The sequence below is a fragment of the Microbacterium sp. UBA1612 genome, assembly GCF_002321605.1.
Classification (GTDB): domain Bacteria; phylum Actinomycetota; class Actinomycetes; order Actinomycetales; family Microbacteriaceae; genus Microbacterium; species Microbacterium luteum.
Genome location: NZ_DCMW01000022.1, coordinates 25,709 through 43,004, shown reverse-complemented (window position 1 = coordinate 43,004; position 17,296 = coordinate 25,709). Strand labels below are relative to the sequence as shown.

The window sequence follows — 17,296 nt, the reverse complement described above, 5'->3', positions numbered from 1 at the left end:
GAGTCACGGCGTTGCGAGACAGGCGGCGCCCACGAGCGGTGCGTCGCCGCCGAGCTCGGCCCGCACGACCTCGCTCGCTCGCGATGCCGGCAGCACGGCGGCGGCGCGCGCCGCATCCTGCACCAGGTGCACGTAATCGTCGCTCACGAACGAGAAGCCCCCGCCGATGACATAGCGGCGCACATCCAGCAGGGCGCCCACGCTCGCGATCGCCTGACCGACCGCGGTCGCCGATCGCACGATCGCGGCGCGCGCGGTCTCGTCACCCGCTGCGGCGTCCCGGGAGAGGTCTTCGCCCGTCTCGCCGGTCCAGCCCTGGGTGCGGGCCCAGCGCACCGATGCCGGGCCCGAGGCGATCTCCTCGAGCGTGTCTTCGCGCGCGCTGGTGACCGACCGGCTCGGCGTGAGACGCACCTGGCCGATGTGGCCCGCGTTGCCGCTGTCGCCGGCGAGCATCCGCCCACCCAGCACGATGCCGCCGCCGACGCCGGTCGAGACCACCATGCACACGCTGCTGTCGGCATCGCGAGCTGCGCCGTAGCGGGCCTCCGCCAGGGCGATGCACGTGCCGTCGAGGGCGAGGGTGACCGGCACGTCGTCGCCGACGACGTCTGCGACGACGGCCGCGAGGGGGAAATCCGTCACGGGCAGGTTCAGGGGTGAGATGGTGCCCGCGTCGCGATCGAGGGGACCTGCGCTGCCGATGCCGGCGCCGACGACACGCGCATCCGCGGGCGCCGAGGCGAGCGTGCGATCGACGGTCTCCCGCACAGCCGCGGTCAGGGCGGTGGCATCGGCGGCTCGCCCGGTCGGAGTGCGGTGGCGAGTGCCCTCGAGGACGACACCGTCGCGGACGAGCGCCGCCTCCACCTTGGTGCCGCCCAGGTCGATGGCGAGGATGCAGGCCCGTGGTGTCGTTTCGCTCACCCGTCGATCGTAGTGACGCTGCCTTACCCCGATGGCGCCCTCGCGATAGCGTGGCGGCATGACGCTCCGCACGCAGGTGTGCATCGCCGGCGGGGGACCGGCAGGTGTCCTGCTCGGATTGCTGCTCGCCCGCGAGCGAGTGGATGTCGTCGTGCTCGAGAAGCACGACGACTTCTTCCGCGACTTCCGCGGTGACACCGTCCATCCCTCGACGCTGAACCTGATCGACGACCTCGGCCTGCGCTCGGCGTTCGACACCATCGCGCACAAGCCGCTGCCGAAGCTCGACGCGGTGGTCAACGGCGTGCGGGTGCACGCGATCGACTTCACCTCGCTGCCGAAGCCGAACCGCTTCCTCACCCTCATGCCGCAGTGGGACCTGCTCGACATGCTCGCCGAGGCCGGGAGGCAGCATCCGTCGTTCCACCTGATCATGGGGGCGGAGGTCACGGGCGTGCGCCGAGATGCGGATGGCCGGGTCTCCGGCGTGCACGCGCGCACGGCCGAAGGCGACCTCGGGGTCGAGGCTTCGCTGACCGTGGCCGCCGACGGTCGCGATTCGACGGTGCGCGAGGCGCTCGGGATGCAGCCGCGGGACTATGGCGTACCGGCCGATGTGGCCTGGTTCCGGCTGCCGGAACCACCGACGCCTCTGCCCGACACGCTGGCGTGGATCAGCGAGGAGACGATGCTCGTGACGTTTCCCCGGCCGGGATACCTGCAGAGCGGCATGCTCATCCCGAAGGGGTCCTTCGACGCGCTCCGTGCGGAGGGGATCGACGCCTTCCGGGCGCGGATCGCGCGCGCCGTGCCGCGACTGGCCGCCCAGGCGGCCGAACTGGGCTCGTTCGAGAACGTCAAGCTGCTCTCGGTGCAGATCAACCGTCTCGACCGGTGGCACACGCCCGGTGCCCTGCTGATCGGCGACGCGGCGCATGCGATGTCTCCCGCGTTCGGCGTGGGCATCAACTACGCCGTGCAGGACGCCGTGGCCGCCGCGCGCCTGCTGGCACCCGCCCTCCGATCCGGCGCGGAATCGGTGATCGACCGCGCGGCGGCTGCGGTGCAGGGTCGGCGTGAGCGTCCGACGGCGATGATGCAGCGCATCCAGCGTGCCGTGCACGCCCGGATCGCGACCGGCCGGGGCGTGAAGATCCTGGATGACCCGCCGACCCGCCGGCAGCGCATCGCGATGCGCCTCGCGCTGCCGCTGCTGCGGCCGCTCGCCGCGCGCATCGTCGGATACGGATTCCGTCCCGAGCGCCTTCGCTGACCGAGGCCGCACGAGAAACGCCGAACCGCGCGAAACACCACGCATCGCGGCGTGTCTCGCGCGGTTCGGGGTGTCTCGGCGCGTTCGGCACTTCTGCCTGCCGGGGCCGACGGGCGCGGTCAGGCGGTGAAGAGCGGCGCCGAACCCAGGACGCGGTCGGGGGTGAGTCGGATGACCACGCGCTGCGGGTTGGGGCGCGGCGTGCGATACCGCAGGCCGTAGAGACGCTCAGCCAGCGCGACGGCATCGGCGTCGCGCTCGATCACGGCTTGGCCGGCGATCGACATCCACTGCGGCCCCGCCACCTGACCCACGCTCGCCCGGGAATCGCGTTCGATGTTGCGCACCTTCTGGCTGCCGTCGGAGGTGATGATCCGCACCACGCCCTCGTGCACGGTGTAGCCGACCGCGACGACGTGGATGCCGCCGTCCTTGGCCATGGTCGACAGGGTGGCGAGGTGGTAGTCGGCAAGGAAGGCCTGGCCGTCGGCGGACAGGGAGTCGAGTGAGCGAGTCATCGGGTCGTCCTCACGCCATCCGGGAGAGGATCGCATCCATGACCCGGTCGGGAAGCGTACGCCGCAGTCTCACGATGAGTCCCGCCGAGAACGGGACCGCGTAGCGGCTGCGTGGGCGGCTCGTGGTCACGGCCGTCACGATCGTCCGGGCGACGTCCTCGGGCGAGGCCGACATCGGTCCCTCGTCGACGCGCGTGTAGTTCGCGTACATCCGCTGGGCCTGCCCCGCATACGCGCCATCGCCGGAGTGCTCGAGGAGGCTCTCGCGGGAGATGGTGTTCCACTCGGTGCGCACCGGGCCCGGCTGCACGATCACGACGTCGATGCCGTGCGGTGCCAGTTCCAGGCGCAGGGAGTCGCTGAGCCCCTCGACGGCGAACTTGGTGGCGTGGTACCAGCTGCCCAGGGGCTCGTAGATGTGCGCGCCGATCGAGGAGATGTTGATGATGCGCCCGCGACCGAGCTGGCGCATCGTCGGCAGCACGAGCTGGGTCAGGCGGGCCAGGCCGAAGATGTTGACGTCGAACTGCCGCCGCGCTTCGTCGAGCGGAACGTCTTCGAGGGCCCCGTAGGAGCCGTAGCCGGCGTTGTTCACCAGCACGTCGATGCGGCCGCGCTCGCCGAGGATGCGGTCGACCGCGGCCGTCGTCGACGCCTCGTCGGTCACGTCGAGCTCGATCGTTGTTCCGCCGGCGTCGCTGATGGCGCCCATCCGGTCGACGCGGCGCGCGCCACCGTAGACGGCCCAGCCCCTCTCGAGGAGGGCGAGGGCGGTGGCGAGGCCGATGCCGGACGAGGCGCCGGTGACGAGGGCGACGGGGGTGGGTGTGGAGGAGGCCATGCGTCCAGTCCACCACGTCGGTCTCATCCTCGGGCCCGATACGCGTCGCCGATCCAGCGCGCATACGCATGCCACGGGTCGGTGTCACCGCGCAGGTCGGCGACGAAGGACAGCAGGTCGCGGTCGGCGCGGAACCACTCGCCCCCTTCTCGCAGGGCGGCGAACCGGATGTGGCGCTCGCGTTCGCGGGCGCGATCACCCGGTTCGAAGGCGAGGAGTTCGTCGTGCCGGATCGCTGCCAGCCGCTGCCGGGGACGGGCGGACGTGCCGATCTTCACCCTCGCGTCGAACCGCAGGTAGTAGACCACGTCGACCCGCGGCGGCGGGAGGTCGGCGTCGGGTGCGTCGCCGTAACGCCACAGGCACACCGCGCACCGCCATCCGTCGTCGGCCCGGGTGCCGCGGGTGCCGCCGCACAGGAGGCACGGCCCCGGCATCGCACCCGGCGCCGCCCGCATCGCACGGCCCGGTGTCGCACTGGTCACGCGCGCAATCTACGCGCGGCGTGCGACACCGAGCGGCGGCGGCCCGGCTCAGTGCGTGAAAGTGGTCGTCTGGCCCTCCACCGGCATTGGAGTCTCGAGGCGGTGGAGGTGATCGACGGCTTCCCGGATGTCGCGCAGGAGCGCGTCGGCGAGGCTGTGCGAGAGGCCGTTGCGCACGACGATGCGCTGCACGACGAGATCGCCGAGGCCGTCGGGCATGGGGTAGGCGGGCACGAGCCATCCCTTGAGGCGCAGCCGCTCGGACAGGTGGTAGAGGTTCCAGGTGTCGGTGTGGCCGTCGGCCTGCTGCCAGGCGAACACCGGAATGTCGGTGCCGTCGTTCCACAGCTCGAACGCGTCCATCTTGCCGATCTCGGTCGCCAGGTACACCGCGACATCCTGGGAGGCCTGCTGCACGCGGCGGTAGCCATCCCGCCCGAGACGCAGGAACAGGTAGTACTGCAGCAGAACCTGGGCCCCCGGTCGGGAGAAGTTCAGCGCGAAGGTCGGCATGTGGCCGCCGAGGTAGGTGACGTCGAAGACGAGGTCCTCGGGAAGGTCGGAGACCGAGCGCCACACGACCCAGCCGAGACCCGGATAGACCAGGCCGTACTTGTGAGCGGACGTGCTGATGGACACGACGCGCTCGACGCGGAAGTCCCACTCCAGGTCGGGCTGGAGGAACGGGGCGATCATCCCGCCCGAGGCGCCGTCGACGTGGATCTTGACATCGAGCCCGGTCGAGGCCTGAATCGCATCGAGGGCCTTCGCGATCTCGGCAACCGGCTCGTACATGCCGGTGTAGGTCACACCCATGATCGCGACGACGCCGATCGTGTTCTCGTCGACGTAGTCGGCCAGGTCGTGTCCGTCGAGCACCTTGTGCTCGCGGGAGATGGGCACGTATCGGGGCTCCACGTCCCAGTAGTTGCAGAACTTCTCCCAGCACACTTGCACGGCCGACGACAGCACCAGGTTGGGCTTGTCGGTGGGCAGTCCCTTCGCGCGTCGCGCGTGCTGCCAGCGGCGCTTCAGGGCGAGTCCGCCGAGCATGCACGCCTCGCTGGAGCCGATGGTGGATGTGCCGATCGCGTCGTCCGCGTCGGGCACGTTCCACAGGTTCGCGATCATCTTCCAGCACCGCGACTCGATCTCCGCGGTCTGCGGATACTCGTCCTTGTCGATCATGTTCTTGTCGGCGGACTCCTTGTAGAGCTTCTCCGCCGATGCATCCATCCACGTGCCGACGAATGTCGCGAGGTTCAGGCGCGCGTTCCCATCGAGCATCGACTCGTCGTGCACGACCTGATACGCCGTGTCGGGGAGGGACTCGCCGTCGGGAAGGCGGTCGATCGGGAAGTCCGTCGCCTCGCCGTCGCGGGCGAAGAGCGGGTTGAGTTCGGTGCGGGAGACATCGTCGGGACGAGCGGCCGTGTCGGTCATGCAGGTTCTCCTCGGGTGGGTGAGCCTCCAGACTGCCCGGTGCGCGATCATGCCGCCACCCTCCGCCGCGGGTGTGATGTCAACCCCCTCGCAACAGCCCGCGCGGGCGGTTCGACTGGACTGGTCAGACACGACGAGAGGATCGACATGCGCGCATTGACCTGGCAGGGCCGGCGGAACGTCTCGGTGGAGACGGTGCCCGACCCGCGGATCGAGGAGCCGACCGACGCGATCGTCCGCATCACGTCCACGGCGATCTGCGGATCCGACCTGCATCTCTACGAGATCTTCGGTCCGTTCATCGATCCGGGCGATGTGCTCGGCCACGAGCCCATGGGCATCGTCGAAGAGGTCGGCGCCGCGGTGACGAACCTGTCGCCCGGCCAGCGGGTCGTCATCCCGTTCAACATCTCGTGCGGTGAATGCTTCATGTGCCGCCGCGGGCTGCAGTCGCAGTGCGAGACGACGCAGGTGACCGAGTACGGCACCGGTGCTTCGCTGTTCGGCTACACCAAGCTCTACGGTCAGGTTCCCGGGGGTCAGGCCGAGCTGCTGCGCGTTCCGCTGGCCGACTACAACACGGTGCCCGTCGGCGCGGACCTGCCCGATGACCGATACCTGTTCCTCAGCGATATCCTCCCCACGGCCTGGCAGGGCGTCGACTATGCGAGCGTGCCGGACGGGGGAACCCTCGCGGTGCTGGGGCTCGGCCCGGTGGGGCAGTTCGCTGCCCGGATCGGTGCGCACCGGGGCTTTCGGGTCATCGGGATCGACCCCGTCGCCGAACGGCGCGACATGGCGGCCCGGCACGGGGTCGAGGCGCACAGCGACGACGACGCGGTTGAGCGGGTGCTCAGCGAGACCGCCGGGCGCGGGGCGGATGCCGTCATCGACGCCGTCGGCATGGAGGCGCACGGCGCACCGTTCATCCGAGCCGCCCACCACGCCCTCGGCCACCTGCCCGACGCGGTCACCCGGCCCGTCATGGACAAGGCGGGTGTCGATCGCCTGGCGGCGGTGTATTCCGGCATCGACATGGTGCGCCGCGGCGGCACCCTGTCGATCAGCGGCGTCTACGGCGGCGATGCCGACGTGCTGCCGATGAAGACGATGTTCGACAAGCAGCTGAGCCTGCGGATGGGGCAGTGCAACGTCAAGCGCTGGATCGACGACATCATGCCGCTCGTCGAGGACGCCGCCGACCCCTTGGGGATCGACGACCTCGTCACCCACCACGCATCGCTCGAAGACGCTCCCTCGCTCTACGAGACGTTCCAGAAGAAGGCGGATGGGTGCATCAAGGTCGTGCTGCGGCCGTGACGCTCAGCCCTTCCTCCCGGCACGCGTCGATGTCGGAGAATCGGCCCAACGTCGGAGGATTTTGGCCGCATCCTCCGACCTCGGCGCGATTCTCCGACATCGGAACCGCGTTGAGGGATGACCCGCCACGACGGGTTCGACGGAAGAGGAACGGATGAGACGCATGACGCCCGGCGAGGTGAGGATCGGGACGTCGGGATGGAGCTACGACCATTGGAAGGACGTGCTGTATCCGCCCGGCGCCTACACGAAGCGGCTCGAGGCCTACGTGGCCGAGTTCGACACCGTCGAGCTCAACGGCAGCTTCTACCGGTGGCCACGCGCCTCGGTGTTCGAGGGTTGGCGCGAGCGGGTGCCGCCCGGGTTCCTCATGGCGGTCAAGGCGCCGCGCGGTCTGACTCACGCCCGCAAGCTGCGCGACCCCGACGAATGGGGTCGTCGGATCGGCGACGGGCTCGACGCTCTCGGCGACGCCGCCGGCTTCCTCCTGTTCCAGTTGCCACCGGACTTCGAGCGGAACGACGAGCGCCTGGCCCGTGCGCTCGAGGCCATGCCGCGTGGGGTTCCCGTCGCCGTCGAGCTGAGGCACCCGTCGTGGGATGACGAGGCGGTGTACCGCCTGCTCGAATCACACGGTGCGGCCTCCTGCGTGATGAGCGGGGCGCACCTGCCGTGTGTCCTGCGCGCCACGGCCGAGACCGTCTACGTGCGGCTGCACGGGCCGGACCACGAGCACCTCTACGCCGGGAGCTACAGCGACGACGACCTGCACTGGTGGGCCGCGCGGATCACCGAGTGGCGCGATGGCGGGCATTCCGTCGTCGCCTACTTCAACAACGACGGCGAGGGACATGCGGTGCGCAACGCGCGTCGGCTGAAGGGCATCCTCGGACTCTGATCCCACCGGACGGTCGCACGGGCATCATGGTGCGACGGCCGGCCTGCGGCGTACGCTGATCGCATCGCGTCTCCGACAGCTTCAGGAAAGGCCCGACGATGGCCATCATCTCCCGCGGTTTCGGCTCTCGACGGCGAGAGGCCGATCCTCGCCTGCCGCCGGGGCAGTACCTGACCGAGGACTTCCCCGTGCTGTCGGCGGGGCCGACACCGCGCGTGAGTACGCAGGAATGGGCTTTCTCGCTGCGAACCGAGAAAGACGTCGTCACCCGGTGGACGTGGGAGGAGTTCCACGCCCTCGGGGTCGAGACGGTGAACACAGACATCCACTGCGTCACGCGATGGTCCAAGCTCGACACGACGTGGCGCGGAGTGTCGCTGGACCGTGTGTTCGCCGACGTCGACACCGACCACGTCTACGCCATGATCCACTCCTACGGCGGATACACCACCAACGTGCCGATGGCCGACCTGGTGGGCGGCAAGGCGTGGATCGCCTTCGAGTTCGACGGGGCGCCGCTGACGCCGGAGCACGGCGGCCCGGCGCGCCTTCTGGTCCCCCACCTCTACTTCTGGAAGTCGGCGAAGTGGGTTCGCGGGATCGTCATGCACAAGCGCGACGAACCGGGCTTCTGGGAGCAGAACGGCTACAACATGCACGGGGATCCGTGGAGCGAGGAACGCTACTGGTGACCGTTTCCGCATGGCTCCCGGCGCGCGTGGTGTCGGTGACGCCGACCACGCCGCACGCCCGGGTGCTCATGCTCGACGTTCCGGGATGGCCGGGGAATCTCCCGGGTCAGCACCTGGATGTGCGGCTCACCGCCGAGGACGGCTACCAGGCGGAGAGGTCGTACTCCCTCGCCTCCTCGGGTGGCGGGGCGAGGGTCGAGCTCGCGGTCGACGAGATCCCGGACGGCGAGGTCTCGCCGTATCTGGTCCGCGAGGTGCGCGCCGGAGACGAACTCGAGGTGAAGGGTCCGCTCGGAGCGTACTTCGTCTGGCGCGCCGACGACCCGTCGCCGGTACAGCTGATCGCCGGCGGATCGGGCGTCGTGCCCCTGGTCGCGATCGCTCGCGCCCGCATCGCCGCATCCGCTTCCGTCTCACCGATGCGGCTGCTCTACTCGGTGCGTTCCGCCGGAGACGCGCTCTACGCCGAGGAGATCTCGGCTTTCGAGGATCGGGGGGTCACGACCACCTGGGTGTACACGCGTACAGCGCCGGACGGCTGGAACGGCCGGACGGGCCGCGTCGATGCCGACCTCCTGGCCGACGCGGTGTGGTCGCCGTCGATGAACCCGCTGATCTTCGTGTGCGGTCCCACGGGCTTCGTCGAGGCCGTCGCCGATGCGCTCGTCGCCTCGGGTCACGACCCGGGGCGCGTGCGGACAGAACGATTCGGAGGGAGCTGAGCTGATGAGCGCACAACACCCCGCAGGGCCGGTAGACCCGGTCACGCCGCTCGACGGCAACGTGCTCGCCGGGCGGCTCGGCGCCCTCTTCGCCGTGGAGGTCACGACTCTCGTCGTCGTGTGTGGCGCGTGCGGAGCGAGCGGAGCGCTCGCCGAGGCCGTCGTCGAACTCGACGACGAAGCTGCGATCGTGCGCTGCCGCGCGTGCACCCATACGCTGTTCACCGTGCTGGGAGACGACGAGGCGCCGGTGCTGCGACCCGCATCCCTCGCGAGCATCGCCGCACCGGCGCCGAAGCCGTGAATCAGCGCGGAACGTCGCCGCGCCAGGCGCCCGTCTCGGCGCCCTGAGCCTCGATGAACTCCTTGAAGTTCTTCAGGTCCTTCTTGACCGCGTGGCCGCCCGCGCCGACCAGGTCGCCGATCTTCTCGAGCGCGCCCTGCGGCTCCCAATCGAGCTGAACGGTGACGCGGGTCGTGGTGTCGCTGAGCTTGTGGAAGGTCACCACCCCGGCGTGCTCCGTGTCGCCGCCCGTGCTGTTCCACGCGACGCGCTCGTCGGGATGCTGCTCGGTGATCTCCGCGTCGAACTCGCGCTCGGCTCCGCCCACCTTCACCTTCCAGTGGGTGTGCGTGTCGCCGGTCTGCGTGATCTCCACGACTTCGTCGAGGAACTTCGGGAAGCTCTCGAACTGGGTCCACTGGTTGTACGCGACCGTGACCGGCACGTCCACGTCGATGTTCTCGGTGATCTGAGCCATGAGAGTCCTTTCGTCGTCGGGTTCACGACGCTAGGCGTCGCCCGGAACCGGCCCGAGGGGGTTGAAGCGACCGGAGCACAGTGCTACGCGGCCTCCGTCTTCGCGAGCGTGTCCACGGCGTGCTCGAACCTCAACGTCTGCACGATCTCCACCGCCTGGTCGTACCGTGCGCCGCCGAGCGCCACGAAGACGGCGCCGACGACGTCGATGAAGCCCACTGTCCGTCCATCGACCGACACCACGTACCGGTCGAGATCCACCAGCATCCACTGCACCCTCTCGCGCGCCGGGGCGGGCTCGACTGGTGCGCGGGGCGGAAGGGCGCGCAGCGAAGCGATCACATCGTCGTCGTGAGCCGGCAGCTGATCCGTCTTCGGTGTCATGGTGTGTCCCCCTCCGTGCCGGAGCTCGTCCGGTCTGGTTACTGTGCGCCGCGCGGCGGGCCTGACCCAGGGGGTTGACAACGCCTAACGGATGCGCGCCCGGACGGCAAGGGGGTGAAGCGAGCGGGGCAGCCGAGGGAACGTGGAGACGACGAGAAGGAGGCGGCATGAGCACCGCGAATGACATCCCGGAAGAGCGCGACGAGGAGGCGACCGTCGGAGCGCAGCCCGTCGCGGGACGCGATACGACCATCGAGCAGGACCCTGCGGCAGACCCGGCGCAGGCGGATTGGGAGATGACGCAACGCCGCGACGAGGGCGACCCGGACGTGCTCGACCCCTCGCCTGCGGCGACGGGGGACGACCCCGATCAGATCCCGGGCGACATCGATCAGATCCCCGTCGACGACCTTCCCGGCCGTGCCGGGCAGCCCGACTCGCAGGGGGAGGACCCGGTCGTCGCCGAACTCGGCGAGGAGGGCGAAGGAGACATCGGCCCGGCTGATCTCTGACCCCGGGCTCGACCAGCGTCGTCGGCGGTCAGCGCCCGCGCGTGTGCAGCGCGTTCGCGACGCCCGCGCCGAGCACGAGCGCGGCGGCCGTGAGCGGCGCCCACAGGGCGGTACCCGCGCCGGTCGATTCCGCCAGTGCGCCGACGAGTGCGGATGCTGCCGACTGGCCGACGATCACACCGGAACCCAGCATGGTCATCACCGTGGCCGAGCGTCCGGCCGGTGCGCGGCCGGCGGCGAGGGTGTACATCGTCACGAGGGTCGGCCCGATCCCGATGCCGACGACCAGCAGCGTGACGAGCATGCCGGCGACCGATGTGACGAGACCGAGCGCGATGGCGCCCGCCGCGAGCACGGCACCGAACGTCGTCCACCGGGCGGCGAGGGTGAAGCGGGCGGGGAAGAGGGCCACCGCGAGCGCCAGCGCGGCCGAGCCGAGCCCCATGGCGCCATAGACGAGGCCGGCCTGCTCCGGCGCCCCGCGCTCAGCCATGAAGGCGGTGAGCGCGGTGAGCGCGCTGCCGAAGAACAGGCCCATGCCGAGCGTGCCGGCCACCGGGACCAGCACCCCGAATCGGAAGAGTTCGCGCACCGGTGCCTGCGAGGCGGGTGCTGCGTCGGCCGCGCGCACTGTCGCGGTCGGGTGCAGCGCGAAGGCGGTGACGAACACGACCGCGAGCACGGCGGCGCCCACCACCGGTGCCGTCGGTCCCGCGGTCGTGGCCAGCAGCCCGACGACCACCGGTCCGAACACGAACGCCATCTCGTCGGCGGCCGACTCGTAGGCCATCGTGCCGTTGAGCACGCGAGCCGCCCGCGGGCGCGGGTACACGCGCGTGATGATGCCGACCAGCCGGCTGCGTGAGAGGGGCGCGACCTGCGGCGTGGACGCCCCGATGAGGAAGGCGATCACGAGCAGCGTCGAGGTCGGTGCGGGGGAGAAGGCCAGCCACGCGATCAGCGCGAGGAGCCCGCTGTTGACGAGGCCGGCGATCAGCACCACCGGCCGCTGACCGTACTTGTCGGCGGCGGCCCCGAGCAGGGGGCCGATGAGGGCGGTGCCGAGGCCCGTCAGGGCCGAGGTCGCCCCGCCGAGGGCGATCGTGTCCCGGGCGGCGACGACGAGGGTCAGCACGCCGACCACCATCATCGCGAACGGGAGGCGGGCAATGAGGGCGATCGGGAAGTAGCCCGCGCCGGTCTGTCGGAGAAGCGACGCCGGCGACGGTGCCGGCGTCTTGGGGGTGGCGCTCGTATACATCTTTCCTGTGTTCCTGCCACGGCCGGATGCCGTGGATGTGCGCCGCGGTCTGCGACGACTCGTGCCGCCTTGGCCGACCGCGGGCCGCCAGGTAGTTACACAACGGGATGACCACGACACTGTAGCCGGAACGCCTGGGCACGCCCTGGGCAGAGCGCGGGGGTGAACAGTCGGTTGCCCGGATGGCGGGAGCGGTGCCCGAGCCGTCACAATGGAGGCTCGCGCGCCCGGGCGCCGGGGACGGAGGAAGCATGGACGACGCGGGAGAGCCGATGCCGGACGCGCCGATCGTGTCGTGCGCCGCTGGGGCCTTCGCCGGCGTCGAGCGTGACGGCGTGCGCCTGTTCGCCGGCATCCGCTACGCCGCGCCGCCGACGGGCGAAGCCCGGTGGCGCGACCCGCGGCCCGCCGCGGTGCCGACAGGTGTGACCGCAGCCTCGGCGTTCGGGGCCGTCGCGCCGCAGCAGGTGAACAGGGCTATGGATCTCGGCCCCGACCCGGTGATGGACGAGGACTGCCTGTTCCTCAACGTGTGGGTGCCCGACGGCGCCGACCCGCGGACGCGGCCGGTGATGGTGTGGGTGCACGGCGGCGCCTACACGTTCGGCGCGGGCAGCCAGCCCCTCTACGACGCTGCCCGCCTGGCGCGCACCGGCGATGTCGTCGTCGTCACCATCAATTACCGCATCGGCGGACTCGGCTTCCTCGACCTTTCCGGATTCAGCGACGGCGAGCACGTCTTCGACGGCAATCTCGCCCTCAAGGACGTGCTGGTGGCCCTCACGTGGGTGCAGGCGAACATCGCGGCGTTCGGGGGCGATCCGTCTCGCGTGACGGTGTTCGGCGAATCCGCGGGAGGTGGCCTGGTCACGACGCTGCTCGCCGTGCCTCGCGCCGAGGGGCTGGTGCACCGTGTCATCGCGGAATCGTCGCCGGTCTCGAGCGTGTACGGGCGCGAGCGCTCCGAGCGCGTCGCCGACCGCTTCCTCACGATCCTCGGCGAGCGCGACCCGGCGAAGCTGCGACAGGTGCCGGCCGAGCGCATCGTGGATGCCGCCACGCGCGTGTTCGCGGAGATCCCCGCCGCCGACCCGGGCACCATCGCGTTCTCGCCGATCATCGACGGCGACCTGGTGCCGGAGTCGCCGATCACCGTGCTCTCGGAGGGGCGGGCCCTTCCGATCCCGCTCCTGATCGGCACGAACAAGGACGAGGCGTCGTTCTTCCGCTTCATGAAGTCGCCGCTCCTGCCGATCACCGATGATCAGATCGATCGGATGTTCGCCGACCTCAAGGTGGAGGATCCCCTTCTCACCCTCCCCGAGATGGAGCAGGTGCGCACCGCCTACGAAGACACGCGGCATCGGGCCATGGGCCTCGGGATCGCGCGGGACGTCGGCTTCCGCATGCCCACGCTGTGGACGGTGGAGGGTCATTCCCGCATCGCCCCGACATACCTGTACCGCTTCGACCACGCCACGCCGTTCCTGCGGCTCATCGGCCTCGGTGCCACCCACGGCAGCGAGCTGCCCTATGTGTGGGGTGCCGTCGACGGACCGACGAAGGGACCGGTCTTCCGCCTCGGCGGCCGGCACGCGGCGCAGCGCATCTCGCACCGGATGATGCGTCGCTGGGCGGCGTTCGCGCACGGCGGCGCCCCCGATGCCGCCGACGCGATCGCGTGGCCGGCCTTCGACGAGCAGCGTCGCGCGACGCTCGTGATCGACGGGGTCGACCGGGTGGTCGACGACCTCGACGCCGCGCTTCGCGCCGGCTGGGGCGACGAGGTGCTCGCCTTCACGTGAGCGACGCTCCGGCGCGCGCGGCGGGCCCCCACTACTGTGAGGGGTCATGACCGACTCGTCCCGCTCCGGACGCACCGATCCCGTGCGTGCGGGCGTGCGGCAGGTCGCGGAGCGGGCGGGGGTGTCGACGCAGACCGTCTCGCGCGTGATCAACGACCATCCGCACATCCGCCCCGAGACGCGAGAGCGCGTGCTCGCCGCCATGGCCGAACTCGACTACCGGGTGAACAACGCCGCGCGCACGCTCGGCACGCGAACGACCCGCACCCTCGGCGTGATCGCCTCCGACGCGACCCTGTACGGTCCCGCGGTGGGGATCGCGGCGCTGGAGACGGCCGCCCGAGCCGCCGACCGGTGGATCGCGACGGCCTACGCCGACGCCGAGGACACCGCGTCGGTCGTCGAGGCCGCGGGCCGGCTGCGCGCCCAGGGGGTGGACGGGATCATCGTGCTCGCCCCGCACGAGCGCTCGCTCGACGCGGTGGTCGCCGCTCATGCCGACGTGCCCGTCGAGGCGCTGCACGCCGGCGAGGGTTACCAGCGGCAGCGCGAGGGTGCAGCGCTCGCCGTCGCGCACCTGTGGGAGCTCGGGCATCGTCGCATCGCCCACCTCGCCGGCCCCGCCGACTGGCTCGAAGCGCGCGCCCGCATCGACGGTGTCCGCGAAGCGCTCGCCGCGCGCGGGACGACGGGGCCGATGTGGACGGGCGACTGGACCGCGGTCACCGCGGCGGTGCTCGCCCCCGACATCGCCGCGGCGATCACCCGTGCCGACGGCCCGTCGGCGGTCGTCGCCGCCAACGACCAGATGGCGCTGGGTCTGATCGCGGGCCTCCGAGAAACGGGACTCGACGTTCCGGGCGATGTGAGCGTGATCGGCTTCGATGACAATCCCGACGCGGCTTTCTACCGTCCGTCGCTCACCACCGTGCGCATCGACCTCGCGGGTGAGGCCCGACGTGTCGTGGCGGCGGTGCTGGGTGCGTCCGTCGTGCCGGCGGCACCACCCGTCGTCGTGCCGCGGGCGTCCGCGGCGGCGCCGCGCGGGATGCTGCATCCTTGACGATGCGACTGGCGTCGGAGAATTGTTACCGGTAACATAGCGCGCGGTCGGTGCACGTCGACCAGCCGCACGAGACCCGACGGAGGACCCGTGACCGATTTCAGCGCCGAGATCAGCGCGTCCATCGACACCGTGCGCGCGGATGTCGCCCGCCTGCACGGCGAACTCGTGCGCTACGGCCTCGTCGTCTGGACCGGCGGGAACGTGTCCGGACGCGTGCCCGGAGCCGACCTGTTCGTCATCAAGCCCTCGGGGGTCTCGTACGACGATCTCGCGCCGGAGAACATGATCCTGTGCGACCTCGACGGTGCCGTCGTTCCGGGCACTCCCGGGAGCGAGCGCAGTCCGTCGAGCGACACCGCGGCGCATGCCTACGTCTACCGGAACATGCCCGAGGTCGGCGGCGTCGTGCACACCCACTCCACCTACGCGGTCGCGTGGGCCGCGCGCGGCGAGGAGATCCCGTGCGTCATCACCGGGATGGCCGACGAGTTCGGCGGCCCCATCCCGATCGGCCCGTTCGCGGTCATCGGTGACGACTCGATCGGCCGCGGCATCGTCGAGACCCTGCGCGGTCACCGATCCCGCGCTGTGCTCATGCAGAACCACGGGCCCTTCACGATCGGTGTGAGCGCAAAGGATGCGGTCAAGGCCGCGGTGATGTGCGAGGACGCCGCACGCACCGTGCACCTGGCCCGGCAGGCGGGGCCGCTCATCCCGATCCCGCCGGAGAAGATCGACGCGCTCTACTCCCGCTACCAGAACGTGTACGGGCAGACCTCAGACGAACGGCGGGACTCCGCCGATGCGCACGACCGACGAGAGGACGCGCGATGAAGGGTGTACTGGGCATCGAACTCGGATCGACGCGCATCAAGGCGTGTCTGGTCGAGGCGACGGATCCGACCGCGGTGATCGCGACCGGGTCGTTCGCGTGGGAGAACCGCCTCGAGAACGACCTGTGGACCTACGATCTCGACGATGTGTGGCACGGCGTGCGTGCTGCGGTCGCTGACCTCCTGCGGGAAGCGCGCTCCGGCACCGGAGGGGCCCCCGAGATCATCGGGCTCGGGATCTCGGGGATGATGCACGGATACCTCGCCCTCGACGCGGACGACCGGCTGCTCGTTCCGTTCCGCACATGGCGCAACACGAATACGGGAGCGGCCGCGGCCGAGCTCTCGGAGGCGTTCGGGGTGAACATCCCGCTGCGCTGGTCGATCGCCCACCTCCACCAGGCTCTGCGCGATGGGGAGGCGCACGTTCCGCACATCGCCTCCGTCACGACCCTCGCCGGATACGTGCACCGCCGGCTCACCGGACGGCACGTGCTGGGCGTCGGCGACGCTTCGGGGATGTTCCCGATCGGCGCGGGCGGTGTCGCCTACGACGCCGATCTCGTCGCGCGGTACGCCGAGCTGGCTCCCGAGGTGGATCTGCTCGCCCTGCTGCCCGAGCCCCTCGCCGCCGGCGCCGACGCGGGCCGGCTCACCGCCGAAGGCGCATCGCTCCTCGACCTCGATGGTGCCATCCCCGCCGGCATCCCGATGTGCCCGCCCGAGGGAGATGCCGGAACGGGCATGGTAGCCACCGGCGCGGTCGCGCCGCGCACCGGCAACGTCAGCGCCGGCACGAGCATCTTTGCGATGGTCGTGCTGGAGCATCCGCTCGCCGAGGCGCATCACGAACTCGACCTCGTGACCACCCCCGCCGGCGACCCGGTCGCGATGGTCCACTGCAACAACGGGGCGAGCGAGCTCGCGGCGTGGGCCGGCATGTTCGAGCGCTTCGCCGCCGCGGCGGGATCGCCGCTCGCCTCCGACGCGGTGTTCGACGTGCTGTTCCGCGAAGCGCTGTCCGGCGCTCCGGATGCCGGCGGCCTGCTCGCCTACAACCACCTCGCGGGGGAGCCCATCGCCGGACTCGACGCGGGACGCCCGCTGTTCGTGCGAACCCCCGACAGCTCCTTCAGCCTCGCGAACGTCATGCGCGCCCAGCTCTACGGCGTCTTCGGCACCCTCGCCCTCGGCATGCGCGTGCTCGCCGGCGAGGGCGTCGCGATCGACCGGATGCTCGCGCACGGCGGCATGTTCCGCACCGCCGGGGTCGCTCAGCGCTTCCTCGCGGCGGCCCTCGACGCTCCCGTCGCCGTCGGCGAGACGGCGGCCGAGGGCGGCGCGTGGGGCATGGCCGTGCTCGCCGCCTACCGCGTGCACGGCGGCGATCGCGATCTGTCGACGTATCTCGAAGACGAGGTCTTCGCCGGTGTCGAGGCCGACATGGCGCATCCGCACCCCGACGACGTCGCCGGCTTCGCCGCCTACCTCGACCGCTACGCCGCCGGCCTGGCCGTCGAGGCCGCCGCCGTCTCCGCCCTGTGACAGAAGGACTC

At 70.8% G+C, this 17,296-nt stretch carries 19 protein-coding genes; 11 read left to right on the top strand and 8 right to left on the bottom strand.

What is annotated here, in order from left to right; translation table 11 throughout:
* Window positions 1–3: 3 nt before the first annotated feature.
* The gene (locus tag B3S45_RS09570; protein ID WP_286720111.1) at window positions 4–927 is read right to left on the bottom strand and encodes an ROK family protein; all 924 of its coding nucleotides are present in this window, start codon (window positions 925–927) and stop codon (window positions 4–6) included.
* Window positions 928–985: 58 nt separating this feature from the next.
* Here B3S45_RS09570 and B3S45_RS09565 point away from each other — a divergent pair, with 58 nt between their 5' ends.
* Window positions 986–2,200, top strand: a complete 1,215-nt coding sequence (locus B3S45_RS09565; RefSeq protein WP_286720108.1) for an FAD-dependent oxidoreductase — start codon at window positions 986–988, stop codon at window positions 2,198–2,200.
* A gap of 119 nt (window positions 2,201–2,319) precedes the next feature.
* Here the strand turns inward: B3S45_RS09565 and B3S45_RS09560 are convergent, their stop codons facing one another.
* From B3S45_RS09560 to B3S45_RS09545, 4 genes are read right to left on the bottom strand one after another with little or no spacing between them, the layout of a single operon-like run.
* Entirely contained in the window at window positions 2,320–2,718 is a 399-nt protein-coding gene (locus tag B3S45_RS09560) for a TIGR03618 family F420-dependent PPOX class oxidoreductase (protein WP_286720105.1), read from the bottom strand.
* Window positions 2,719–2,728: 10 nt separating this feature from the next.
* Window positions 2,729–3,559, bottom strand: a complete 831-nt coding sequence (locus B3S45_RS09555; protein WP_286720102.1) for an oxidoreductase — start codon at window positions 3,557–3,559, stop codon at window positions 2,729–2,731.
* A 23-nt stretch (window positions 3,560–3,582) separates the two neighbouring features.
* Window positions 3,583–4,044, bottom strand: coding sequence for a GIY-YIG nuclease family protein (locus tag B3S45_RS09550; protein ID WP_286720099.1), 462 nt, complete (start codon window positions 4,042–4,044; stop codon window positions 3,583–3,585).
* 48 nt (window positions 4,045–4,092) lie between these two features.
* Window positions 4,093–5,487: a glutamate decarboxylase gene (locus B3S45_RS09545; RefSeq protein WP_286720096.1), complete on the bottom strand. Its 1,395-nt coding sequence runs from the start codon at window positions 5,485–5,487 to the stop codon at window positions 4,093–4,095.
* 147 nt (window positions 5,488–5,634) lie between these two features.
* Here B3S45_RS09545 and B3S45_RS09540 point away from each other — a divergent pair, with 147 nt between their 5' ends.
* The 5 genes from B3S45_RS09540 (at window position 5,635) to B3S45_RS09520 (ending at window position 9,423) form a co-directional block, all read left to right on the top strand.
* Window positions 5,635–6,807 (top strand): zinc-dependent alcohol dehydrogenase, encoded by a 1,173-nt coding sequence (locus tag B3S45_RS09540; protein ID WP_286720093.1) that lies wholly within the window; start codon window positions 5,635–5,637, stop codon window positions 6,805–6,807.
* Between the two features lie 154 nt (window positions 6,808–6,961).
* The gene (locus tag B3S45_RS09535) at window positions 6,962–7,705 is read left to right on the top strand and encodes a DUF72 domain-containing protein (protein ID WP_414683086.1); all 744 of its coding nucleotides are present in this window, start codon (window positions 6,962–6,964) and stop codon (window positions 7,703–7,705) included.
* Between the two features lie 98 nt (window positions 7,706–7,803).
* The gene (locus B3S45_RS09530) at window positions 7,804–8,397 is read left to right on the top strand and encodes a sulfite oxidase-like oxidoreductase (RefSeq protein WP_286720090.1); all 594 of its coding nucleotides are present in this window, start codon (window positions 7,804–7,806) and stop codon (window positions 8,395–8,397) included.
* On the top strand, window positions 8,394–9,119 hold the full coding sequence (locus B3S45_RS09525; RefSeq protein WP_143003654.1) for an FAD-binding oxidoreductase: 726 nt from the start codon (window positions 8,394–8,396) through the stop codon (window positions 9,117–9,119). The genes B3S45_RS09530 and B3S45_RS09525 overlap by 4 nt, the downstream gene beginning before the upstream one ends.
* 4 nt (window positions 9,120–9,123) lie before the next feature.
* On the top strand, window positions 9,124–9,423 hold the full coding sequence (locus tag B3S45_RS09520) for a DUF6510 family protein (RefSeq protein WP_071044000.1): 300 nt from the start codon (window positions 9,124–9,126) through the stop codon (window positions 9,421–9,423).
* 1 nt (window position 9,424) lies between these two features.
* Here B3S45_RS09520 and B3S45_RS09515 read toward each other — a convergent pair whose 3' ends face one another.
* Both B3S45_RS09515 and B3S45_RS09510 read right to left on the bottom strand, forming a co-directional pair.
* A complete protein-coding gene (locus B3S45_RS09515; protein ID WP_071043999.1) occupies window positions 9,425–9,880 on the bottom strand; it encodes an SRPBCC family protein in 456 nt (151 codons plus the stop codon).
* 83 nt (window positions 9,881–9,963) lie between these two features.
* On the bottom strand, window positions 9,964–10,263 hold the full coding sequence (locus B3S45_RS09510; RefSeq protein ID WP_071043998.1) for a hypothetical protein: 300 nt from the start codon (window positions 10,261–10,263) through the stop codon (window positions 9,964–9,966).
* A 167-nt stretch (window positions 10,264–10,430) separates the two neighbouring features.
* Here B3S45_RS09510 and B3S45_RS09505 point away from each other — a divergent pair, with 167 nt between their 5' ends.
* Window positions 10,431–10,775, top strand: coding sequence for a sugar ABC transporter ATPase (locus tag B3S45_RS09505; RefSeq protein ID WP_286720084.1), 345 nt, complete (start codon window positions 10,431–10,433; stop codon window positions 10,773–10,775).
* Between the two features lie 28 nt (window positions 10,776–10,803).
* Here the strand turns inward: B3S45_RS09505 and B3S45_RS09500 are convergent, their stop codons facing one another.
* Window positions 10,804–12,036, bottom strand: a complete 1,233-nt coding sequence (locus tag B3S45_RS09500; protein ID WP_286720081.1) for an MFS transporter — start codon at window positions 12,034–12,036, stop codon at window positions 10,804–10,806.
* A 251-nt stretch (window positions 12,037–12,287) separates the two neighbouring features.
* Between B3S45_RS09500 and B3S45_RS09495 the strand changes: the two genes are divergently transcribed.
* From B3S45_RS09495 to B3S45_RS09480, 4 genes are all read left to right on the top strand, one after another.
* Window positions 12,288–13,841 carry a carboxylesterase/lipase family protein gene (locus B3S45_RS09495; protein WP_286720079.1) on the top strand — a complete coding sequence of 518 codons (1,554 nt, stop codon included), beginning with the start codon at window positions 12,288–12,290 and terminating at the stop codon, window positions 13,839–13,841.
* A gap of 46 nt (window positions 13,842–13,887) precedes the next feature.
* The gene (locus B3S45_RS09490) at window positions 13,888–14,904 is read left to right on the top strand and encodes a LacI family DNA-binding transcriptional regulator (protein ID WP_286720076.1); all 1,017 of its coding nucleotides are present in this window, start codon (window positions 13,888–13,890) and stop codon (window positions 14,902–14,904) included.
* A 90-nt stretch (window positions 14,905–14,994) separates the two neighbouring features.
* A complete protein-coding gene (locus B3S45_RS09485) occupies window positions 14,995–15,741 on the top strand; it encodes an L-ribulose-5-phosphate 4-epimerase (protein ID WP_286720074.1) in 747 nt (248 codons plus the stop codon).
* Window positions 15,738–17,285 carry a xylulokinase gene (locus tag B3S45_RS09480; RefSeq protein WP_071043992.1) on the top strand — a complete coding sequence of 516 codons (1,548 nt, stop codon included), beginning with the start codon at window positions 15,738–15,740 and terminating at the stop codon, window positions 17,283–17,285. The genes B3S45_RS09485 and B3S45_RS09480 overlap by 4 nt, the downstream gene beginning before the upstream one ends.
* Window positions 17,286–17,296 lie beyond the last annotated feature (11 nt).

Excerpts from the sequence above, each read along its gene's own strand:
- B3S45_RS09565 (WP_286720108.1), top strand. The coding sequence starts at position 986 with ATGACGCTCCGCACGCAGGTGTGCATCGCCGGCGGGGGACCGGCAGGT.
- B3S45_RS09560 (WP_286720105.1), bottom strand. The coding sequence starts at position 2,718 with ATGACTCGCTCACTCGACTCCCTGTCCGCCGACGGCCAGGCCTTCCTT.
- B3S45_RS09555 (WP_286720102.1), bottom strand. The coding sequence starts at position 3,559 with ATGGCCTCCTCCACACCCACCCCCGTCGCCCTCGTCACCGGCGCCTCG.
- B3S45_RS09545 (WP_286720096.1), bottom strand. The coding sequence starts at position 5,487 with ATGACCGACACGGCCGCTCGTCCCGACGATGTCTCCCGCACCGAACTC.
- B3S45_RS09540 (WP_286720093.1), top strand. The coding sequence starts at position 5,635 with ATGCGCGCATTGACCTGGCAGGGCCGGCGGAACGTCTCGGTGGAGACG.
- B3S45_RS09535 (WP_414683086.1), top strand. The coding sequence starts at position 6,962 with ATGAGACGCATGACGCCCGGCGAGGTGAGGATCGGGACGTCGGGATGG.
- B3S45_RS09530 (WP_286720090.1), top strand. The coding sequence starts at position 7,804 with ATGGCCATCATCTCCCGCGGTTTCGGCTCTCGACGGCGAGAGGCCGAT.
- B3S45_RS09520 (WP_071044000.1), top strand. The coding sequence starts at position 9,124 with ATGAGCGCACAACACCCCGCAGGGCCGGTAGACCCGGTCACGCCGCTC.
- B3S45_RS09515 (WP_071043999.1), bottom strand. The coding sequence starts at position 9,880 with ATGGCTCAGATCACCGAGAACATCGACGTGGACGTGCCGGTCACGGTC.
- B3S45_RS09510 (WP_071043998.1), bottom strand. The coding sequence starts at position 10,263 with ATGACACCGAAGACGGATCAGCTGCCGGCTCACGACGACGATGTGATC.
- B3S45_RS09505 (WP_286720084.1), top strand. The coding sequence starts at position 10,431 with ATGAGCACCGCGAATGACATCCCGGAAGAGCGCGACGAGGAGGCGACC.
- B3S45_RS09500 (WP_286720081.1), bottom strand. The coding sequence starts at position 12,036 with ATGTATACGAGCGCCACCCCCAAGACGCCGGCACCGTCGCCGGCGTCG.
- B3S45_RS09495 (WP_286720079.1), top strand. The coding sequence starts at position 12,288 with ATGGACGACGCGGGAGAGCCGATGCCGGACGCGCCGATCGTGTCGTGC.
- B3S45_RS09490 (WP_286720076.1), top strand. The coding sequence starts at position 13,888 with ATGACCGACTCGTCCCGCTCCGGACGCACCGATCCCGTGCGTGCGGGC.
- B3S45_RS09480 (WP_071043992.1), top strand. The coding sequence starts at position 15,738 with ATGAAGGGTGTACTGGGCATCGAACTCGGATCGACGCGCATCAAGGCG.